Genomic DNA, 20089 nt, shown 5'->3' on the forward strand with positions numbered 1-20089 from the left:
CAAAGGAAGGCTAGGCCTCTTATCGGAGCAAGGGTATACAAGTGGCTCCGTTCCCTCGCCACCCTTGCTCCGATAAGAGGCCTAACCTAAAAGGCAGGTGTAATTCCTGCTTCCGAGAAAATATGGTAGACACAGTTCCGTGAATACTCCCATGGTAATATAAATCTTACCCCTTTTTACGCTAAAAACGGCTATTTCTACGCTGGAAATAACCATTTCTGCTCAGGAAACAATCGTTTCTAGCGTAGAAACATCCGTTTTTGCTCAGGAAACAACCATTTCTGCTCAGGAAACGACCGTTTCTAGCGTAGAAACATCCGTTTTTGCTCAGGAAACAACCGTTTCTAGCGTAGAAACAATTATTTCTACGCTGGAAACGACCGTTTCTATGCTAAAAAGAACCTTTTCTGGAGCAGAATGAGCCTTAGATGTGGTAAAAATGATATTGTGAGATATTTTATCTATTTACTTTTTCACTGCTGAACATATTTTCATTTGTTTGCTACTGAAGTTAGATTTGTAGGTAATTATTAGTTCAAATATTAATTATTATATGCATTTAAAGGGTGTAATTTAAGAGCAATCTATCTGAAACATGTTCATCTTCTAATGTTTGTCCTTCCATTTGAAATCTACGAAGCATTGAGCGACCAACTGAAATGTAGAGTTCTTCCTCAAAAAGACCTTTAGGAATAGGTAATTCGCACAAATAAGAGCCTGACTTTTTATTGCCGTCTATACTTAAAGCAACTTTTACTCCTTTAGACTTCGCAATGTCTATTGCCTCAAACAACTCAATAAGTTTAAATTCTTGAGCACCATACAAAATGCTTTGGCTATGGCTGTAAGGAGGGTCGCAGTAAATTAAATCACCGGGTTTTGCGGCCTCAAATATTTCCTTATAGTCTACATTTAAGAAAGTAACATTCTTCATTCTCCCCTTCCATTCGTTTACTCTTTTTCGAAATGTCTCAATAGGGATTGGTATATGCACACCACAAGGTGTACTCATATATCCGTCTGCTTTGCGGAATCGGATAATTCCACCGTAGCATGATCGAGTCAAGTATAAAAAATCAGCGCCATTATGATTCCTATTAAACGAAGCCTTTATGCTTTCGTAAACCTCTTCTTTACTTTCACTTTCTATCCGATTTCTCCTTTCAGCATACCAGTCAACAAGTTCTTTTGGATTTTCCTTTAACTTCTGCCATATTTGAATTAAGGGAGCGAAAATGTCTGAGCCAACGCCCACATTAGGAGCTACAGTAGCCATTACAGCTCCACTGCCTAAAAATGGTTCGTAAAAAGTACCAAATTTAGATGGGAAACAGCGAGAGATTTCTCCTGCAAACTTTTGCTTGTTACCGACCCACTTTAAAAGTTGTGACTTGGGAGGTGTATATGTGGCAAACTTTGAGTCTAAAGATAGCTGCATGATAAATGTTTTTTCAAATATAAGGATGAATGCGTTGATATCCTAATTTGGGTTATTATGTGTTGAGGGATAATTTGGCATGATGATGAAAACTATCCATAGCAAAGAATATAAAATACTACTTGAAACGCTCTATAGCTTGCGAGTTGGTAATAATCTTCTTCAATCACAGCTGGCAAATAAATTAAATGTACCGCAGTCATTTATAAGTAAGGTAGAAAGTGGTGAGCGGAGAATAGATCTTGTGGAATTGAAGATGATTGTGGAATGTATGGGGACTTCATTGCTTGAATTTATAAAAGAATATCAAAAAAGACTAGATGCTGCCAAATAACAAATTCAAAGGACTTGACTTAGAGTTTTGGGCAAATGTTAAGCTCCTTAATCAAAAATTAGGCTATACCGTAAGGCAAACAAAAACGAATCCAGATTCTGATTTTGTAGTTCCTACTAAGGAACAAATAGTAGAAGTCTTTAATGGAGAGGGTTTAAATCCTGAAAAATTAGTTTGCAATGATATGCTGACTGAATTTGGCATTCTTCTCCAAGAATATATGACCTATAGGGGTGGCGCTTTAACAGCTCAAGTTAAGCCCAACTTAATGGATAAAACTCAAGCTAAGCTACTTTTCGATACGAAGAGACAAGAGTTGAATCCTTCATGTCCGTTACCCATGAATAAACAAAAAGGTGAAAAGAAAGATTATGCTTTTCTGACAGGTTTAGTGAATATGCTGATCGAATCTAATAAAGAAAATTCTGTATGTAATTATGATCCAAGAGAATTAACCTCCATTACAATAGATGGATTCCCGATTAGAACGCTTTCTAGAAGAGTAGATGGAGCATTTCCAAGCATTAAAGACCCAAAGGCTATTTGGGAAATAAAAGAGTATTACTACACAACTACTTTCGGGAGTAGAGTTGCAGATGGCGTTTATGAAACTCAACTAGATGGTTGGGAACTTTGGGAAGCACGGACAATTTTGAATAGAGATATCAAACACTATTTGATTATTGATGATTATTATACGTGGTGGACTTGTGGGCGTTCTTATTTATGTAGGCTTATAGACTCCATGCATATGGGACTGGTTACAGAAGTATTGTTTGGTAGAGAGATAATAGATAGGATTCCTGTGTTAGTTAACGAGTGGTTAGAATAAGAGATTGGTTGAATTATAAATAATTTAGAAGGTCAGCCTTTTTCATAGCTTAAAATCGTATCGATTATTTGAGGAAGCAACCCAATTTGAGGGTTGCTTCTTCATTATACATATCAAATTCCCTATACTTTGTTCCACAACATTACCCACTCCATCTATTTTCCCTATTTTTGAGCCGCCGCACGAATAGGGTAGAAGCGCTACCCTGTTTGCAGGCTCTAACGTGTAAAACAGGATGTAATGCAGAAGAATGCAATAGCCGATAGGTTTCACCTTATACTGGCGTCGAAGTCACCCCGTAGGCGTCAGCTGCTAAGGGATGCCGGCTTCGAGTTTACCCTTGCCGACAGCTTCGAGGTGGAGGAGATCTACCCCGAAACCTTAGCCGCCGAGGAGGTGGCCGAGTTCCTTTCCAACCTTAAGGCCGATGCCTATCCCGTAGCCCTAAAGGGCAACGATGTGCTCATAACCTCCGACACCGTAGTGGTTGCCGATGGCGAGGTAATGGGCAAGCCCGCCGACTACGACGATGCCTTTCGTATGCTACGCAAGCTCTCGGGCCGTATGCACAAGGTGATTACGGCCGTATGCATTCGCACGGTATCGCAAAAGCTATCCTTCTCCGACGAGTGCGATGTCTTTTTCGACGAGCTATCGGACGAGGAGATCGACTTCTACCTGCGCCACTACAAGCCCTACGACAAGGCCGGCGCCTACGGCATTCAGGAGTGGATAGGCTACGTTGGCATATCAAGAATAGAGGGCTCCTTCTTTACCGTCATGGGATTCCCCATCCATAGGGTTTACCAGGAGCTAAAGAGGCTGGAGTAGCCGATTCAGCACTGAGGCACTGTGGTACAGAGGGCACGGAGATAGACACAAGATATAAGTATCAAGACACAAGATAAGGGATGAATTATTTAGTATTCTTTGTTGTAAAAAATAGCAGAGCAATCTGGTGCTAAAGAAAGAGTGCTTTTCATCATCAAGGCTCTTTATCCCCTCCTTGGGAGGGGTTAGGGGTGGGTTATCCTGCAATTTTTTTGTGAATTGGTTGTCTAACTATTTTAAATCGTGTAAATCCCTTTAATCAGTCAAATCAGTATTCGAATGCAATTAACTAAAACCAACAATATGAAAAAGCTGGCGATAAGCCTGCTGCTACTGGCAGCACTAGGCGGTAAGGCGCGTGCCGACGAGGGTATGTGGCTCCCCATTTTTGCCGAAAAGTACAACCTAAAGGCCATGCAGGCCAAAGGGTTTAAGCTGTCGGCTCAGGACATCTATAACGAGAACCAAACCTCCCTTAAGGAGGCCGTCGTAATCTTTGGACGTGGCTGTACAGGCGAGATCATCTCGAAGAACGGTCTGGTAATCACCAACCACCACTGTGGCTTCGACAACATCCAAAAGCATAGTAGCGTAGAGCACGATTACCTTAAGGATGGCTTTTGGGCTTACACCCAAGAGCAGGAACTTCCTAACCCCGGACTCTCTGTTAAGATCTTAGTTCGTATGCAGGACGTTACCACGGAGGCTTTAAAGGGCGTAAACGAGCAGATGGCCGAGAAAGATCGTCAGGATCTTATCAAAAAGAACAGTAAGGCTATTGTAGCCGAGGCAAAGAAGGGCAACAGCTACCTTGCATCGGTCGAGGCCATGTTCTACGGCAACCAGTACATCCTTTTCGTATACGAAGAGTATAAGGATGTTCGCCTTGTAGGTGCTCCGCCATCATCAATAGGTAAGTTTGGCGGCGATACCGATAACTGGATGTGGCCCCGCCACACTGGCGACTTCTCCATGTTCCGTATCTATGCCGACAAGAACAACCGTCCGGCCGACTACTCGCCCAACAACGTTCCCTACACCCCCAAGCGCAGCCTAAAGATCTCGCTTAAGGGAGTTAAGGAGAACGATTTTACCCTTGTTTACGGTTACCCCGGAAGAACGCAGGAGTATCTTCCCGCTTCCTCTGTCGAATTGATCACCGAAGTCAGCAATCCAAACAAGATACGCCTTCGCACCAAGCGTCTAGATATTCAGAATGCCGAAATGGCCAAGAATCAGGCTGTACGTATTATGTATGCCGCAAAGAACGCAGGTATTGCCAACGCTTGGAAGAAGTGGCAGGGCGAGCTTAAAGGGCTTGTTCGCCTAAAGGCTGTTGATAGGAAGAAAGAGTTTGAAGCTGCCTTTACCAGCTGGGCTAAGAGCATTGGAAATGCCGATTACGCCTCGGTTATCGAAAAGCTTAACGCCAACAACGAGGCTTCGAAGCAGCTAACCGTTGCTAAGGACTTCCAAACCGAGGCATTGCTTGCCGTAGAAGCCGTACGATTTGCCTCCGCATTCGATTCGCTCGTTGTTTACTCTAAGGCAAAGACCCCCGATGCTGCAAAAATCAGCAACCAGATCGATAAGCTGAAAAAGATAGCAGCCCCTTACTTTAAGGACTACTATATGCCTATCGACCAAAAGACCTTTGTTGCCATGATGGATGAGTTTGATGCCAACGTGCCCTCTAAGTTTATTCCAGCACAGGTGAAAAGCCTTAAGGCAAAGTATAAGGGCTTTGATGCAATGGCCTCAAAGGTATACGCAGCCTCTATATTTACCAGCAAGGATCGTTTCGATGCCTTTGTAAAGAGCTACTCGGCCAGTCAGTATGGTAAAGTCGAGACAGATCCATTATATGCTCTGGTAATGTCGGTTCGCGATATGTACAAGGATGCTGTTGATGCTCCTCTTAATAAGCTTCGCGACGAACAAAACCTGCTTCTCCGCACCTACATGAAGGGGCAGATGGAATACCAGCCACAAAGGATGTTCTATCCCGATGCCAACTCTACCCTTAGGATTTCGTACGGTAAAGTTGAGGGCTATAAGCCGCTCGATGCCGTTAGGTACGAGTACCAATCGACTATCGAGGGTATCATGCAAAAGGATAACCCAAACATCTACGATTACGACATTCCTGCAAAGCTGCGCGATCTTTATGCTAAGAAGGACTACGGCAGGTACGCCGTTAACGGAACCATTCCAGTTGCCTTTACCGCTAGCAACCATACAACCGGCGGCAACTCGGGTAGCCCCGTGCTCGATGCAGAAGGTAATCTTATAGGAGTAAACTTCGACCGCTGCTGGGAGGGAACCATGAGCGACATCATGTACGATCCCGAGCAGTGCCGTAACATCACCCTCGATATCCGTTATGCGCTCTTTGTGGTCGACAAGCTTGCCGGCGCAAAGCGTTTAATCGACGAGATGGAAATTGTGGAGTAGTCCGCTGTAAAGAATAGCTTTTAGAAAAGGGTGTCAAGTAGATTTGGCACCCTTTTTTATTGATGCTATACCCAGCGAAAGGTATAGGCTGTCAAATTGGTAGTGTCATTCCATTAGGCGTTAGTTTTCTGCTTTGCTTAGAAGGAGTATAAATTACAAAGATTGTTTTTGTAAATATTGTTAATAGGGTTTATTTAAGCTACATTTCGCTTGAATGTAAATGCCGAATAGCCTTAAACTGTAGTATATGAAGATATCCGAAGTAGCAAATCTTGTTGAGGCCGAAGTGCTATGTGGTGAAGATAAGCTGGACTTGGCCATACATCAGGGCTTTGCTTCCGATTTAATGAGCGATGTGCTTACGCTGTCAACCAACGATGTTATGCTAATTACAGGTCTAGCCAACTTGCAGGCCGTCAGAACGGCCGAAATGTCTGATATTCCTGTTGTACTATTTGTGCGCGACAAGCAAATTGGCGAGGATATCGTTAATTTGGGAAGGGATTTGGGCGTTATCTTGCTCCGAACAAAGTTCTCGATGTATAAAACGGCGGGTTTGTTGTTCAATGCTGGTTTACAGCCTGTGTTCTAAGCTATGAAGCTCGACTATAACGTAGAAGGAGGCGATTTTGCACGTGCCGGTTGGGCGTCCAGCCAGGTTAAAAAGGTGCTTAAGCAGCTTAATGTCGACCAAGGTGTTATAAAGCGCGTAGTGGTAGCTTTATACGAAGCCGAAGTTAATATTGTGGCTCATGCCTACCGGGGGACGATAACGGTAAACATCGATGCCGAAAAGATTCGGATGACGTTGGAGGACGAAGGACCAGGTATTCCCGATATTCCGTTGGCCATGCAGCGAGGATACTCTACCGCATCGCCTCAGGTTCGCGAAATGGGATTTGGGGCAGGGATGGGGCTTCCCAATATCGATTCTAATGCTGACAATTTCGACATTAAAACCAACATAGGAGTTGGAACTACGCTTGAAATCACAATTAATCTAAAACCGCAACAGGAGTAATAATGAGCACACCACAATTTTTTCATGCCCTGAAAATATTGGAAGATGTTTGCATCGGATGCTCGCATTGCGTGAGGGTTTGCCCCACCGAAGCGTTGCGTATCCGTGATGGCAAATCGCATCTTTATCCTGATAGATGTGTCGACTGTGGCGAGTGCTATCGCGTTTGCCCTGTTAGCGCCATAATAAACTATCACGACGATTTCGATAAGATCTTTAAGTATAAGCATCGCATTGCGCTTATTCCCTCAATTGTTCTAGGTCAGTTTAAGGATGGCATAGAACCAGAACATGTGTTTGCGGTGCTAAAAGGGCTTGGTTTTACCGATGTCTGCGAAGGGGAGGAAGGTGCTCGGCTTCTTACAGAGCTAGTTAACGAACGGGTTGCCGATAGAACCGTGGAGCATCCGGTAATATCGTCGTTTTGTCCGGCTGTTGTACGCCTTATTCAGGTAAACTTCCCTGGGCTAACCCCTAACATCATGCCTATAAAAGCTCCGCTCGACTTTTCGGCCATGTACATTCGCCAAAAATATCGCGATATGGGCATTGACGATAGCGATGTGGGCATTTTCTACATAACTCCTTGTGCGGCTAAGATTGTAGCAATTGTTTCTCCTGTTGCTGTAGATAATTCGGGAATTAACGGTTTTATAAACCTCGATTTTATCTACAATAGGGTAATGAAGGTAATTAAGTCTACAGGTGGTGTAAAGAATATCCCTCCCGATCGTAAATCGAACCTCAACGGAGCACAAACGCTTTGGGCCCTAACAGGTGGCGAAGCGGCCAGCATAAAAGGACGTTCCCTCTCCATTGATGGCATGAAGAACGTAATTGATTTTCTGGAGAAGCTCGAGAACGATGAGATTGAAAATGTGGATTTCTTGGAGCTGAGAATGTGCGATCAAAGCTGCGCTGGAGGTATACTAGCGCCTGCAAACCGATTCCTTGTAGTCGAACGTATGCAAAAGCGAGCCCGCAACGTAGATGTAAACTCGCTAAACTTTGATATCGATAGCTACCACGAGATGCTCAAGGGTAATGCATTTACCGAGGAGATTCGCCCACGAACAAGCCTTCGCTACGATGTTGATGTCAGCAAAGCTATAGCAAAAATGGAAAAGGTAAGGAGGTTGATGTGCTTCCTACCGGGTATAGACTGCTCTGTTTGTGGTGCACCTACCTGCCAGGCACATGCCGAGGATGTTGTCCAAGGGCGTTCAGTAATAACCAACTGCATATTCCTCCAAAAGAAGCTCGAAAATCAGAGGTTGCTCGATAGCAAGCATGCTCTTAGAATGATCGAGAAGATTTGGGGTAAAGATAGATTTGATAAGGATTGTACAAAACGCGGAAAAAAGAATGAAGATAACTGAGATTGTAGAGATGCTTAACCTCAAGGTTTGCTCGGGGGCTCAAGGCCTAGAAAATGAAGTAAACGGTGGCTATGCATCCGATTTGCTGAGCGATGTTATGGGGAATGCACAAACCGGTAATATCTGGATAACGCTCCAAACGCATAAGAATATAATGGCTGTTGCTAGTCTTAAAGATCTTTCGGCAGTTGTTTTGGTAAAAGGGCTAGAGCCCGATGCCGATACTGTTGCGCATAGCAACGAGGAGCGCATTCCTATACTTAGCACCAATTCTGATGCATTTACGATTATTGGACAATTGTATGAGCTGCTGAAGGAAAGATAGGATTCTTCTTATAAAGCCTTTTAATGGTCGAGTATAAAGGAGATTTGCATATTCATACCGTGATATCGCCCTGTGGCGATTTGGAGATGAGCCCAACAAACATCGTTGCAAAAGCGAAAGAGGTCGGGCTCAACATCATTGGTATTGCCGATCATAACTGTACAAAGCATGCTCCTCTTATACGTAAGCTGGCCCATAAAGAAGGAATTTTTGTACTAATGGGAGCCGAGGTAACTTCGAGAGAAGAGGCTCATTGTCTTGCTTTTTTTCCTGACGAAGAAAGGCTTGCTCTATTTCAGGAATACGTTGAAGAACGTTTACCCCATATTCCGCTTATACCTGAAATATTTGGCTATCAGGTAGTGGTCGACGAGCAGGAGGAAATTCAGGAAGAACTTCCATACCTATTAATATCGGGAATAGATGCTTCTATTGATGATATAGAGCAAGAGGTGCATAACTTAGGAGGATTGTTTATTCCTGCTCACGTAAATAGAAGCAAGTTTAGCGTAATATCTCAGCTTGGATTTATTCCGCCCGATTTAAAGTATGACGCCCTAGAAATATCAAGGCATACCACACCTTCAGAATTTTATGCGCAGCAACCGTTTCTTAGGGGCAATACGCTAATTCAAAGTTCCGACTCCCACTATATTGATGAAATAGGTGCGGTATCAACCTACTTTATAGTAGAGGATTTGACGTTCGAAGAGATTCTGCAGGCTCTACATAATGAAAATGGACGTCATGTATTCATTCCATAAGGTTGAAGAACCAGTGGTGTTGCAAGTTTGGAGAACATTTTATGGGCCAACAAGAAAATAGCAATATTGAATGAAAGACTTATCGCTTCATATTTTAGATATAGCCCAAAATTCAACTCGGGCACAGGCTACATTGGTTGAAATACTTATAGAAGAGGATCATTTAAAGAATCTCATCTCAATCACTATTAAAGATAATGGTTGTGGTATGTCTCCAAGTATGGTTAAGCAGGTTGAAGATCCATTTGTAACTTCTCGAACAACCCGAAAGGTTGGCTTAGGAATACCTCTTTTTAAGCAGAGCGCAGTTCAAGGAGGGGGAGATCTTCGTATAGTCTCGGAGGTTGGCGTTGGTACTACGATTGTAGCAACATTTAAGATGGACAATATTGACACTCCGCCTTGGGGCGACTTGCCAGGGGTTATTTCTATGCTATCGTCTGGGAATCCTAGTGTCGATTTTATTTACACCCATATTTCTAATGGGGAAGATTACACTTTTAGCACCATAGATGTGAAAGAGATTTTGGGTGATACTCCAATTAATGAGCCATCAATTGCAAATTTTTTAAAGGCGATGATTGCAGAAAACCTGCATGAAATTCGGGGATAGGATATGTTTGTTAATACAATGAGAAGTTTATTGCTGGAAGATTTGTGTAGATCATAATGTAACAAACTGTAATCATATTATTGGAAAAGCATAATATTATAAATAGGAATATCTCAAAAGGTTGTAAGATCGTAGTGAAATGTTTTGCAATACAGATTTGATTTAATCTAAATAACAACTACGCTAATTGCAAAAAAAGATTAACAATATAATCGTACCTGTTAACAATTTCACATATATTTGGCAGCAATTGGATGAATTACGACTGGAAAACGAATGTAAACTATGACTAAAGTTAAATCATTGGCAGATCTGAAGCAGATGAAAGCCAACCTTGAGGCCAAGGTAAACCTTAGGGAAAAGGCCGAAACGGTAGAAGACCACGTTCAGGTAAAGGTTGCAATGGCAACCTGTGGCATTGCCTCTGGCGCGAAAACCGTTATGGAATACTTAATTGAAGAGTTTGACAAGCGCGGAATCTCGGCGGTAGTCACTCAAACCGGATGTATGGGCTACTGCTATGCTGAACCAACTATCGAGGTAAAGCGTCCCGGCGAAGAGCCCGTTGTATTTGGCTATGTTGATAAGAAAAAGGTTGATGAAATCATCGAGAAGTACATCCGAAATGGAGAACTCGTTGATGGTATTATTCCTGTAAACTATCAGTCTATTAAGTAGTACATAAAGGAGGATTCGGAATGTCTAAGTATAAAATGCATATCCTAGTATGCGGTGGTACCGGATGTAGAGCTTCAGAAAGTGATGCAATTGTTGCAAACTTAAAAAAGGAGCTTGCAGCAAAAGAACTCGAGAATGAGGTTCAGGTTATTATGACCGGCTGCTTTGGTTTCTGTGAAAAGGGACCAATTGTTAAGATAATGCCCGATAATACATTCTACGTTCAGGTAAAGCCTGAAGATGTAGTGGAAATAGTAAACGAGCATATCATTAAAGGGCGTAAGGTTATGCGCCTTTTGTATCTCGATCCTACTAGTCAGGATCATATATCGGACTCCAAGCACATGGAGTTCTACAAGAAGCAAATTCGTATTGCACTTCGCAACTGCGGATTTATCAATCCTGAAAATGTTGATGAGTATATTGCTCGCGATGGCTACTTGGCTTTAGGTAAGGCGTTGACTGAAATGAAGCCTCAGGATGTTATCGATGAAATTAAGAAATCAGGTCTTCGTGGTCGTGGAGGCGGTGGTTTTCCAACTGGATTGAAGTGGGATTTTGCCTCCAAGAACAAGGCTGACCAAAAATATGTGGTTTGTAACGCCGATGAGGGTGACCCTGGTGCGTTTATGGACCGTTCGATTCTGGAGGGTGACCCTCACTCCGTAATTGAGGCTATGGCTCTTTGCGGATACTCGATAGGTGCTACTAAGGGCTTGGTTTACATTCGTGCTGAGTATCCATTGGCAATCCATCGTCTTAAGGTTGCTATTGATCAGGCTCGCGAGTACGGCTTGTTGGGCGATGATATTATGGGAACAGGCTTTAGCTTCGATATCGAACTACGTTACGGAGCAGGTGCGTTTGTTTGTGGTGAGGAGACTGCTTTGATTCACTCCATGGAAGGGCTTCGTGGTGAGCCAACCGTTAAGCCTCCATTCCCCGCAGAATCTGGTTATAAGGCAATGCCTACCAACGTAAACAACGTAGAGACTCTTGCTAGCGTTCCTGTAATTCTTCTAAAAGGTGCAGAGTGGTTTGCAAGCATCGGAACCGAGAAGTCTAAGGGAACTAAGGTATTCGCTCTTGCAGGCAAAATCAATAACGTAGGACTTATTGAAGTTCCTATGGGAACCACCCTTCGTGAGGTCATCTTCGAAATTGGAGGTGGTATCAAGAATGGCAAGACGTTTAAGGCTGTTCAAACTGGTGGACCATCAGGTGGTTGCTTGACAGAAAAGCACCTCGATACTCCAATCGACTTTGACAACCTTATTGCTGCTGGCTCTATGATGGGCTCGGGCGGTATGATTGTAATGGATGAAGACGATTGTATGGTTTCTGTGGCTAAGTTTTTTCTTGAATTTACCGTTGAGGAATCGTGCGGAAAGTGCGCTCCTTGCCGCATTGGAAATAAGCGCCTACACGAACTCTTAGATAGAATAACCAAAGGAAATGGTACGCTAGAGGATCTCGATCGTTTACGCAACCTATCTCATGTAATTAAGGACACTGCTCTTTGCGGGCTTGGACAAACTTCGCCAAACCCAGTTCTTTCAACGCTCGACAATTTCTACAACGAATATCTCGATCACGTTAACGAGAAGAAGTGTACAGCAGGACAATGTAAGGCTCTGATGACCTACGTTATCGATCCAGACGCCTGCGTTGGATGTACCGCTTGTGCTCGTAATTGTCCTGTTAATGCAATTGCAGGCGAACGTAAGCAGCCACATGTAATTAATCCTGCTATTTGTATCAAGTGTGGTGCTTGTATAGAGAAATGTAAGTTTAATGCTATCAGCATAAAATAGTTGAGGAATTAAAGATGGAAACTATTAAGCTAACAATAGATAACTGCCAGATTGAAGTAGAAAAAGGAACTACTATCTACAAGGCTGCAAAGAAAATTGGCATCGATATTCCTGTTCTCTGCTACATGAACTTGGAACATCTGAACATTGAAAATAAGCCAGCAGGCTGCCGTATTTGTGTTGTTGAGGTAGAGGGACGTAAAAACCTTGCTCCTTCGTGCAGCACCGAATGTCTGAACGGTATGGTTGTTAAGACCAATACCATGAGAGTGCTAAACGCTCGCAAAACTGTACTTGAACTCATTCTTTCGGATCACCCAAAGGATTGCCTCACTTGTCCAAAATCAGGAAGGTGCGATCTTCAGGATATGGCTGTCCGCCTAGGCGTTCGTCAAATCCCTGGACAGGAGTTTGCAGAAATGTCGACTTACAAGGTGGACTTCTCTCCATCCATTATTCGCGATATGGATAAGTGCATTATGTGCCGCCGTTGCGAAACCATGTGTAACGATTTCCAAACCGTTGGTGCGCTTGGCGCTATTAACCGTGGATTTATGTCGGTTGTTGCTCCTGCATTTGAGCAGGATCTGCAAAAGTCGCCTTGTACCTATTGCGGACAGTGTGTGGCTGTATGTCCTACCGGTGCACTTACTGAGGTAGATCACACTCCAAAGGTTGTTCGAGAGTTGGCTAACCCTAAGAAAACGGTAATCGTACAAACGGCTCCAGCAGTACGCGCTGCGTTGGGCGAAGAGTTTGGTATGGAGGCTGGAACCCTCGTTACAGGTAAACTAGCGGCTGCGCTTCGTCGCTTAGGTTTTGACTACGTATTTGATACCGACTTTGCTGCCGACCTTACCATTATGGAGGAGGGTACTGAGTTGCTAGGGCGTATTTCTAAGTTCATGGAAGGCGATAAGAATGTTAAGCTTCCTATCCTTACTTCTTGCTGTCCAGGTTGGGTTAATTTCTTCGAAACTAACTATCCCGATATGCTAAATGTACCTTCAACTGCTCGTTCGCCACAGCAGATGTTTGGCGCTATTGCAAAGACATACTTTGCAAATAAAATTGGCGTTAAACGCGAAGATTTAGTTGTAGTATCGATTATGCCTTGCTTGGCTAAGAAGTACGAATGTCAACGCGAAGAATTTTCGGTTAATGGCAATCCTGATGTTGATTATGCTCTTTCTACTCGTGAACTTGCTCACCTGATTAAGGAGGCAAATATCAACTTTAACGATCTACCTGATGAAGATTTCGATCACCCACTTGGCGAATCTACGGGTGCTGCTGTAATCTTCGGAGCAACCGGAGGTGTAATAGAAGCTGCTACTCGTACTGCATACGAAGTGTTTACCAAGAAAACTCTTGAGAAGGTTGATTTCCATCAGCTGCGCGGTATGGATGGTATTCGCTCTGCTACTGTTGACTTTAATGGTACACCTATCAGAATTGGTATTGCTCATGGTTTAGGGAATGCTCGTAAGTTGCTCGATAGGATTCGTAGCGGCGAGGAGCAGTACCACGCCATTGAGGTAATGGCATGTCCAGGTGGATGTATTGGTGGTGGTGGTCAGCCTTTGCACCATGGCGATGCAAGCGTACTAACCGCTCGTACAATGGCTATTTATCGTGAAGATGCCAATAAGCCAATCCGTAAGTCTCACGAGAATCCATATATCACAGCTCTTTATAACGAGTTCTTGGGACATCCAATGAGCGAGAAGGCTCACCACCTGCTCCATACTCACTACTTCGATAAGAGCCAAAGCGAGATTATCATCACAAACGAATAGGGAGGATACCAAACCATGTCACATATAAAGTTAGAGCTTAAGCAAAGCCAACTCGATAAGATTAAGTCAATTTGTAAGAACTTTCGTAACGATGAAGGCGAATTAATCAACGTTCTTCATAAATGCCAAGAAGAATTTGGATATCTGCCTGCCGAAGTTCAGGAGGTAATTGCTACTGAGCTTAACATCTCGGTTGCAAAAGTATACGGAGTGGTTACCTTCTACTCGTTCTTCAATATGATTCCAAAGGGGAAGTACCCAATCTCAATTTGTACCGGTACTGCTTGCTACGTACGTGGAGCAGAGAAGGTGCTAGATGAATTTAAGCGTGCTCTTAATATTCCGGTAGGAGAAACTACCCCCGATGGTAAGTTTTCACTAAGCTGCCTTCGTTGCGTTGGTGCATGTGGTTTAGCACCTGTTGTAACAATTGGAGAGAAGGTATATGGTCGTGTTTCGCCCGAGGGTGTTCGCGAAATCCTTGCAGAGTACGAAAACCGATAGGAATAGCTGTTTACTGCTTATATAAGGAGCCCTTTCGGGCTCCTTTTTTTGTGCTGGTTTTGGAGCACAACAAAAGGCGTTTCAGATTGTTTTTACTGTGAGAATCAAAAAACACTCGCTGTTATGAAGGTAGGTGATAAAATACCAGAATTTACGCTCCTTGATCAGGACGGAAAGGCGTTTTCGTCTCTTTCTCTTATTGGAAAGAAAAATTTTGTGCTCTTTTTCTACCCTCAGGATAGTCTTCCCATATGTATACGCGAGGCCTGTGCCTTTCGAGATGCTTACTATGATTTTGTTGAAAACAACTTTGAGGTATTTGGCGTAAGCTCTGATAGTAGAGAGGTGCATAAGAGGTTTAAGAAGTCGTACAGCTTGCCATATAGGTTGTTATCTGATGAAAAGGCGGCCGTAAGGGAGCTGCTACAGGTTCCTTCAATGCTGTTTGGATTACTTCCAGGGCGGGTAACTTTTGTTGTAGACAAAGAGGGTGTAATAAGGAAAATTTTTAACTCTGCATTCTCTGCAAGTAGCCATGTTAAAGAGGCCATTGCAACAATTCGGGGATGATTCTACTCTTTGGGATGGAATGCTCGTAAATGGGTAAAAAGAGAGGGTACCCTCTCTTTTTTGGGATACCCTCTACTTTTTTAGTGCTATTTTTTGTATCCTACCGTTTGGGTAAGGATTACTTTTTGCTGTTGCTGCAAATTCATTACATTAGAAAGGACTTTAGAATCGAAGTAGCCCCGAACTACACAGCCAAGATTCTCGGAAGCACAGAATAGGTAAACGTTCTGCGCAATAAATCCGCAGTTGGCATACGATGCGTTTATCTGCTCTGGTGTTCCGCCTTTGGGAACTCTAGAAAAGTCGGCAACGTAAATTAGGTTGACAGGTGCTTCGCCAACAAAGCTTTGCTTCCCGGTTTCTAATCTGTGGTCGCCCTGAACAACCAGGGTAAGATTGTTACCTTTGATGTCGTACTTGTATATTCCGCTTTTTAGAGCAACAAAAATGTCTATTTCCTGATAGTTCATAGAGCTTGGCGCTGTATGCTTGCCGTTTGGACGGTTAATACCGTTGGCTGCCCACAGTAAGTTTGAAAGCACTTGCAACGGTAGCTCATCTTGCTTAAAGCTTCGAGTAGTTTCCCTATTCTTTAAAGCGTCCATTAGGGGCATACCTCCGCTTGTTGTGGGTTGCGGTAGGCTAATATTCCCTTGTTGTGCTGATGCTGTACTGCAGAATGATACTAATCCTACAATAACAAGTGCTTTAAAGATCTGCTTCATACTTACTGCTGTTTTAGTAGGTAAACGATGGTTGGAAGGTGATCGCTATATCCATTTAACCAGATACCCTTCGAAAAGGTTCGCTTAGGATATCCTTTGAATTGACCGTCTTGGTTGATAAGAAAGTCTTTGTTAAAGACTTCTGCTTTCCAGAATTTTAGGTTGGTTCTGTCGGTTCCTACTAGGTTGTTCGATACCATTATCTGGTCGAATAGATTCCATGAGCCATTGTAGGCTAGTGAGCCTACGCCGCTATCGAGAATGTTCCAAAAAGGGTTGAACATACCCCCTTTTTCTACATCTGCTTGGTTTCGTTTAGCACCAATAACCTTGGATACGCTCTTATCAAACGGATCGTCGTTGAGGTCGCCCATGTAGAATACCTTGGAGTTAGGATCGACCTTGTAGAGCGAGTCGATGATGGTTTTGCCGAGGGCGGCTGCACGTTCGCGGTAGTCGCTTTGTTTTCCACCGCGACGCGATGGCCAGTGGGCTACGATTACATGGATCTTTTCTCCGGCAAGGTATCCTGTTACCAGCAACTGGTCGCGAGTTTTAAAGTTAGGGTTATCGGTAACCTTAAAGGGGATTGCTTTGCTAGATTCGACGGTGAATAGCTTTGGGTTGTAGAGTAGCGCCACGTCTATACCTCGGAAGTCTGGAGAGTCGTAGTGTACGATCCCGTATCCACGTTGGGCGAATTCGTTGGTTTTAACTAGGTCTTCCAATACCCCTCTATTCTCGACTTCGGAAACACCTATAACGGCTGGTCCTTGAGGTAGGTATTTCCCTCCTAGCTGGTTGAGGACGTAGGCCATGTTGTTGAGCTTATTCTTGTACTTGTTCTCGTCCCAAGCGTTAGCTCCTTCCGAGGTGTACTCCTCGTCGTTAATAATTGAATCCTTCTTGGTGTCGAAAAGGTTTTCGAGGTTGTAAAAGGCAACTCCGTAAACGGCAAACTTTTTCTCTTGTGCCGTTGATGTGTAGACCAGCAGTAGTGCAATAAGGCCTATTAGTAGCTTTCTCATGGTTGTATGCTATTTTATATAAGGTTTTGAGGCTAGAGAATTATGACTTTCTTTGTTTCCTCAGCTCCCTCCTTGGTTTTTATTTTGGCAATGTAAAAGCCTTTGGTGATGGCTCTATTTTGTATCTGATTCATTCCTGTTGATATATCCTGGCTATGAATCAGTGCTCCCTTAAAGTTGTAGATAAATACGGTTGCATTTTCTGCCTTACTGTACACAAAAAAGCGAGATGAGGTAGTCGGATTAGGGGCGATAGAGAATTGCTCGTCTTCTATCCGGCTTACCAATTCTAAAGCTAGCTTACTGTTGGTGCTTGTAAGGTTGTTAAGGTACTTACTTGTCGAATGGTACTTATCAGAACTTACCGTGAACGTAATGCCTTCTGTTTTTATTGGGATGTAAACGGTGAATAGGCCTTGTCCGTTGGAGGTGTACTTCTCTCCATTTGATCCGTTAACCACTATCCCTGGAATCATATTAGATCCTTGAGCGGTGTAAACATTGTATACGTTATACCAAAGCTTTATGGTATCAGCAGAGGCGGTTGACTGTCCTAAGGTTCCGCTAAATGTAGCATTCCCATTAAGCGTAGCGGAGTAGTAGACAATCTGCTGCTTAGCCATAGGAATGTAGAACGAGGTTTCGTTGGTGTTGGTTAAGGCTACATTTGCATAAATGTTGGCATCTATGCTAGCTGTGGTAATTTCCCCAATACGGCTTTTTTTACTTACTACAATTTTTTGGTAGTTGACAATCGTTGTGTTCTCTGTAGTGCTTAGCGTTATGCTGTGGCTGAATTTGTTGTTGGCGCTAAACTCAACGGTTGGCTGGATTGTAGCTGTTGATGCTCGCGGAATTTGAACGTTTCCGTTAGCATCGGAGGTAAGCGTGTTGCCGTAGAGGGTAACCTTTACGTTCGATATCGGATCAGCGCCATTCATCAATTTAATATACTTAGGATCGCCATTTCCTAGTAAGCTTACGTCTATGGTGGTGTCATCATCGGTGCCGATGGTGCCAGTGCTGTTGGTGTATCCAACTTTCGACACCACGTAATCCCTGCTTCCAAGAAGCGAAACCTCTACCTGAACGCTTCCATTCGCGTTTGTGCTGTAGGTTTTACCGTTGATGCTAATCTGAGCATCGGCTAGGGCAAGCGTTCCTTCTTTTACGTTAAAGGTAACGTACTGCACCGTTTTTGCATCGAGCGTGATGTTTCCTTCAGCTGTTTCGGTAATGTTTAGCAGTGGCATGTTTAACCCTGTTCCATCCCAGTTTTTGAAGGATGGCGTGGTGTAGGTTGTAAACGAATTCTTGCCCAACGTGCCAGGGAATGGCGACGATGCCTTATTCTGTTCGGTTCCGGCATCAACTAGCTGGAAGTACTCCTTAGTCGGGTCGTTGTTAATGGTGTTTTGGTACCACCGATTTGCGTCGTAGGTTACGTGGTATACCACCATGCCATGTCCGGGGATGTAGGCATCCCACTTTGTCTTTTGTCGGTTTTCGAAGATGTAGTACTCGTCGGTTTTGTTGGAAACCTTGTAGCCTATGCTCGAGCTATGGTGGGGGAGCAGGGTGTTGCTCTTTTTTTGCTCAAACCCCTTGAGCGTACCCCAGCCGACCATGGCCCTTGAGTAGCTGTTGTGGAATGGAGGGGTTTTGCCGTAGTTATTCCAGCTACCCGACGACATGGGGTCGAACTTGCCGAGTGCGGGCGCCTGACCATTAGACTTCTCGTAATCGGTATCGTAGTAGTCGGGTAGGCCACATACGTGCGAAAACTCGTGGCAGATAACGCCAATTGGGGTAATGATGGCGTTGGGGTTGCTTTGGGCATTGTTCATAAGTTCGGGCGAGCAGGAGTAGGAGGATATTCTTACTCCATCATAGGTTACCGCAGGGTAAACTTCCCAGGCATGCGACCAGATGGCATCGGCGGGCGCACCAGCTTCTTCTCCGTAGCCAGCAAATAGGACGTAAACGCCATCAACAACCCCATCCTTATCGTTATCGTACTGCGAGAAGTCGACATCGGCATTGGCCAAGGCAACGGCTTCTGCAACCATCTCGTCGGGGTTCGAGTCCTGGTCGTTGCTGTTGTTGCCACCGTAGTACGACATGGGGTTGGATACGGTGTAGGGGCCTACAACATCAACCGTAAGCGCCATCTTGCCAAACGAGTTGTCGGCAAAGAAGTCGGCAACGCTGCCTGTTGACCCGTTGGTTGCGTACCCCTTTTGGTTGAATAGGTTGTTGAATTCATCCTTGCTTCTTCGCATGCCTACATCGGAGAAGTTTACCAGAATGGCTATTAGCTTTCGGCTTCCTGATGTTGGAAATGCTTTTTGGGGAGCGCTGCTGCTCTTTAGGAAGCCCTTGGGCGCCATTTGGCGCTGCTGTATCAGGCTTGGGCTGTACTGGATGGTACGGCTTAGGCTGCTTACGAATGCTTTTTCGGAGGTGCTACGTGCGGCAATGTCGGTGGCCGCTACGCTAGAGGGAACCATGCCCTTGCTGGCATCGGCAACACCGTAGCAAAAGAAGCCTTTGGAGTTTTTTACCAGCTTGTAGCCGTCTTCGGTTTCGGCCCAGTGGAGGGCACCGTCGCCCTTTAGGGTAAGCGTTACCGTTTTGCCGTCGGGCTGCTCGAACCGAATGGGGTCGGGGTAGGCGGGTATTCCGTGGTCTTTTACCGCGTACCGCTGATTTTCGTTTTGTGCAAGTACCGTTGTGGTTGCAATGGCGAGCATGATTAGGGATGCTGCACCTCTAGCCAGTCTTTTTAGCATTACTAATTCGTCTTTTTTTGAGCGTTAACCTTTTTTGTTGAAGCGGCTGCCAGTAGCCGTTCTGTGTTGTGTACCCCTTACTATTTTTTTAAGCTTTTTAAAGGAGAAAGGACGCTAAAGTAGCAATAATATTTGTAGGGGAGAGGGGCGTATGCAAGAATTTTTGGGGCTGCTGCAAATTTTTGTAC

General features: G+C 44.1%; 19 protein-coding genes. 15 read left to right on the forward strand and 4 right to left on the reverse strand.

Annotation, left to right across the window (positions count from 1 at the left end):
• Positions 1–559: 559 nt before the first annotated feature.
• Positions 560–1438 (reverse strand): DNA adenine methylase, encoded by an 879-nt coding sequence (locus CLV25_RS08320; RefSeq protein ID WP_131839182.1) that lies wholly within the window; start codon positions 1436–1438, stop codon positions 560–562.
• 85 nt (positions 1439–1523) lie between these two features.
• Here CLV25_RS08320 and CLV25_RS08325 point away from each other — a divergent pair, with 85 nt between their 5' ends.
• The 15 genes from CLV25_RS08325 to CLV25_RS08395 all read left to right on the forward strand — a co-directional run bounded on the left by CLV25_RS08325 (position 1524) and on the right by CLV25_RS08395 (position 15356).
• Positions 1524–1772, forward strand: coding sequence for a helix-turn-helix domain-containing protein (locus CLV25_RS08325; RefSeq protein ID WP_207895607.1), 249 nt, complete (start codon positions 1524–1526; stop codon positions 1770–1772).
• Complete coding sequence (locus CLV25_RS08330; RefSeq protein ID WP_131839184.1) at positions 1759–2604, forward strand: DUF7687 domain-containing protein; 846 nt, start codon at positions 1759–1761, stop codon at positions 2602–2604. Before CLV25_RS08325 ends, CLV25_RS08330 begins: the two co-directional genes overlap by 14 nt.
• A gap of 240 nt (positions 2605–2844) precedes the next feature.
• Complete coding sequence (locus CLV25_RS08335; RefSeq protein WP_131839185.1) at positions 2845–3435, forward strand: Maf family nucleotide pyrophosphatase; 591 nt, start codon at positions 2845–2847, stop codon at positions 3433–3435.
• Between the two features lie 303 nt (positions 3436–3738).
• Entirely contained in the window at positions 3739–5889 is a 2151-nt protein-coding gene (locus CLV25_RS08340) for a S46 family peptidase (RefSeq protein ID WP_131839186.1), read from the forward strand.
• Positions 5890–6136: 247 nt separating this feature from the next.
• Positions 6137–6481, forward strand: a complete 345-nt coding sequence (locus tag CLV25_RS08345) for a hypothetical protein (RefSeq protein ID WP_131839187.1) — start codon at positions 6137–6139, stop codon at positions 6479–6481.
• A 3-nt stretch (positions 6482–6484) separates the two neighbouring features.
• Positions 6485–6910 (forward strand): ATP-binding protein, encoded by a 426-nt coding sequence (locus CLV25_RS08350; protein ID WP_131839188.1) that lies wholly within the window; start codon positions 6485–6487, stop codon positions 6908–6910.
• A 2-nt stretch (positions 6911–6912) separates the two neighbouring features.
• Positions 6913–8289 (forward strand): [Fe-Fe] hydrogenase large subunit C-terminal domain-containing protein, encoded by a 1377-nt coding sequence (locus tag CLV25_RS08355; RefSeq protein ID WP_131839189.1) that lies wholly within the window; start codon positions 6913–6915, stop codon positions 8287–8289.
• Positions 8276–8614 (forward strand): DRTGG domain-containing protein, encoded by a 339-nt coding sequence (locus CLV25_RS08360; protein WP_131839190.1) that lies wholly within the window; start codon positions 8276–8278, stop codon positions 8612–8614. The genes CLV25_RS08355 and CLV25_RS08360 overlap by 14 nt, the downstream gene beginning before the upstream one ends.
• Before the next feature lie 23 nt (positions 8615–8637).
• Positions 8638–9378, forward strand: coding sequence for a PHP domain-containing protein (locus tag CLV25_RS08365; protein WP_131839191.1), 741 nt, complete (start codon positions 8638–8640; stop codon positions 9376–9378).
• Between the two features lie 70 nt (positions 9379–9448).
• The gene (locus CLV25_RS08370) at positions 9449–9991 is read left to right on the forward strand and encodes an ATP-binding protein (protein ID WP_131839192.1); all 543 of its coding nucleotides are present in this window, start codon (positions 9449–9451) and stop codon (positions 9989–9991) included.
• A gap of 285 nt (positions 9992–10276) precedes the next feature.
• Positions 10277–10669, forward strand: coding sequence for a (2Fe-2S) ferredoxin domain-containing protein (locus CLV25_RS08375; protein WP_131839193.1), 393 nt, complete (start codon positions 10277–10279; stop codon positions 10667–10669).
• Between the two features lie 20 nt (positions 10670–10689).
• On the forward strand, positions 10690–12483 hold the full coding sequence (locus CLV25_RS08380; RefSeq protein WP_131839194.1) for an NADH-quinone oxidoreductase subunit NuoF: 1794 nt from the start codon (positions 10690–10692) through the stop codon (positions 12481–12483).
• A gap of 14 nt (positions 12484–12497) precedes the next feature.
• The gene (locus CLV25_RS08385; RefSeq protein ID WP_131839195.1) at positions 12498–14282 is read left to right on the forward strand and encodes an NADH-dependent [FeFe] hydrogenase, group A6; all 1785 of its coding nucleotides are present in this window, start codon (positions 12498–12500) and stop codon (positions 14280–14282) included.
• 15 nt (positions 14283–14297) lie between these two features.
• Positions 14298–14786, forward strand: coding sequence for an NADH-quinone oxidoreductase subunit NuoE (nuoE, locus tag CLV25_RS08390; protein WP_131839196.1), 489 nt, complete (start codon positions 14298–14300; stop codon positions 14784–14786).
• A 123-nt stretch (positions 14787–14909) separates the two neighbouring features.
• Positions 14910–15356 (forward strand): peroxiredoxin, encoded by a 447-nt coding sequence (locus CLV25_RS08395; protein ID WP_131839197.1) that lies wholly within the window; start codon positions 14910–14912, stop codon positions 15354–15356.
• Positions 15357–15442: 86 nt separating this feature from the next.
• Here CLV25_RS08395 and CLV25_RS08400 read toward each other — a convergent pair whose 3' ends face one another.
• From CLV25_RS08400 to CLV25_RS08410, 3 genes are read right to left on the reverse strand one after another with little or no spacing between them, the layout of a single operon-like run.
• Entirely contained in the window at positions 15443–16081 is a 639-nt protein-coding gene (locus CLV25_RS08400; RefSeq protein WP_131839198.1) for a SagB/ThcOx family dehydrogenase, read from the reverse strand.
• A 2-nt stretch (positions 16082–16083) separates the two neighbouring features.
• A complete protein-coding gene (locus CLV25_RS08405) occupies positions 16084–17109 on the reverse strand; it encodes an endonuclease/exonuclease/phosphatase family protein (protein ID WP_131839199.1) in 1026 nt (341 codons plus the stop codon).
• Positions 17110–17141: 32 nt separating this feature from the next.
• On the reverse strand, positions 17142–19901 hold the full coding sequence (locus tag CLV25_RS08410; protein ID WP_131839200.1) for a M6 family metalloprotease domain-containing protein: 2760 nt from the start codon (positions 19899–19901) through the stop codon (positions 17142–17144).
• Between the last annotated feature and the right edge of the window lie 188 nt (positions 19902–20089).

Source organism: Acetobacteroides hydrogenigenes, from assembly GCF_004340205.1.
In the GTDB taxonomy this organism is placed as follows: Bacteria; Bacteroidota; Bacteroidia; order Bacteroidales; family ZOR0009; genus Acetobacteroides; species Acetobacteroides hydrogenigenes.

Excerpts from the sequence above, each read along its gene's own strand:
- CLV25_RS08320 (WP_131839182.1), bottom strand. The coding sequence starts at position 1,438 with ATGCAGCTATCTTTAGACTCAAAGTTTGCCACATATACACCTCCCAAG.
- CLV25_RS08325 (WP_207895607.1), top strand. The coding sequence starts at position 1,524 with ATGAAAACTATCCATAGCAAAGAATATAAAATACTACTTGAAACGCTC.
- CLV25_RS08330 (WP_131839184.1), top strand. The coding sequence starts at position 1,759 with ATGCTGCCAAATAACAAATTCAAAGGACTTGACTTAGAGTTTTGGGCA.
- CLV25_RS08335 (WP_131839185.1), top strand. The coding sequence starts at position 2,845 with ATGCAGAAGAATGCAATAGCCGATAGGTTTCACCTTATACTGGCGTCG.
- CLV25_RS08340 (WP_131839186.1), top strand. The coding sequence starts at position 3,739 with ATGAAAAAGCTGGCGATAAGCCTGCTGCTACTGGCAGCACTAGGCGGT.
- CLV25_RS08345 (WP_131839187.1), top strand. The coding sequence starts at position 6,137 with ATGAAGATATCCGAAGTAGCAAATCTTGTTGAGGCCGAAGTGCTATGT.
- CLV25_RS08350 (WP_131839188.1), top strand. The coding sequence starts at position 6,485 with ATGAAGCTCGACTATAACGTAGAAGGAGGCGATTTTGCACGTGCCGGT.
- CLV25_RS08355 (WP_131839189.1), top strand. The coding sequence starts at position 6,913 with ATGAGCACACCACAATTTTTTCATGCCCTGAAAATATTGGAAGATGTT.
- CLV25_RS08360 (WP_131839190.1), top strand. The coding sequence starts at position 8,276 with ATGAAGATAACTGAGATTGTAGAGATGCTTAACCTCAAGGTTTGCTCG.
- CLV25_RS08365 (WP_131839191.1), top strand. The coding sequence starts at position 8,638 with ATGGTCGAGTATAAAGGAGATTTGCATATTCATACCGTGATATCGCCC.
- CLV25_RS08370 (WP_131839192.1), top strand. The coding sequence starts at position 9,449 with ATGAAAGACTTATCGCTTCATATTTTAGATATAGCCCAAAATTCAACT.
- CLV25_RS08375 (WP_131839193.1), top strand. The coding sequence starts at position 10,277 with ATGACTAAAGTTAAATCATTGGCAGATCTGAAGCAGATGAAAGCCAAC.
- CLV25_RS08380 (WP_131839194.1), top strand. The coding sequence starts at position 10,690 with ATGTCTAAGTATAAAATGCATATCCTAGTATGCGGTGGTACCGGATGT.
- CLV25_RS08385 (WP_131839195.1), top strand. The coding sequence starts at position 12,498 with ATGGAAACTATTAAGCTAACAATAGATAACTGCCAGATTGAAGTAGAA.
- nuoE (WP_131839196.1), top strand. The coding sequence starts at position 14,298 with ATGTCACATATAAAGTTAGAGCTTAAGCAAAGCCAACTCGATAAGATT.
- CLV25_RS08395 (WP_131839197.1), top strand. The coding sequence starts at position 14,910 with ATGAAGGTAGGTGATAAAATACCAGAATTTACGCTCCTTGATCAGGAC.
- CLV25_RS08400 (WP_131839198.1), bottom strand. The coding sequence starts at position 16,081 with ATGAAGCAGATCTTTAAAGCACTTGTTATTGTAGGATTAGTATCATTC.
- CLV25_RS08405 (WP_131839199.1), bottom strand. The coding sequence starts at position 17,109 with ATGAGAAAGCTACTAATAGGCCTTATTGCACTACTGCTGGTCTACACA.
- CLV25_RS08410 (WP_131839200.1), bottom strand. The coding sequence starts at position 19,901 with ATGCTAAAAAGACTGGCTAGAGGTGCAGCATCCCTAATCATGCTCGCC.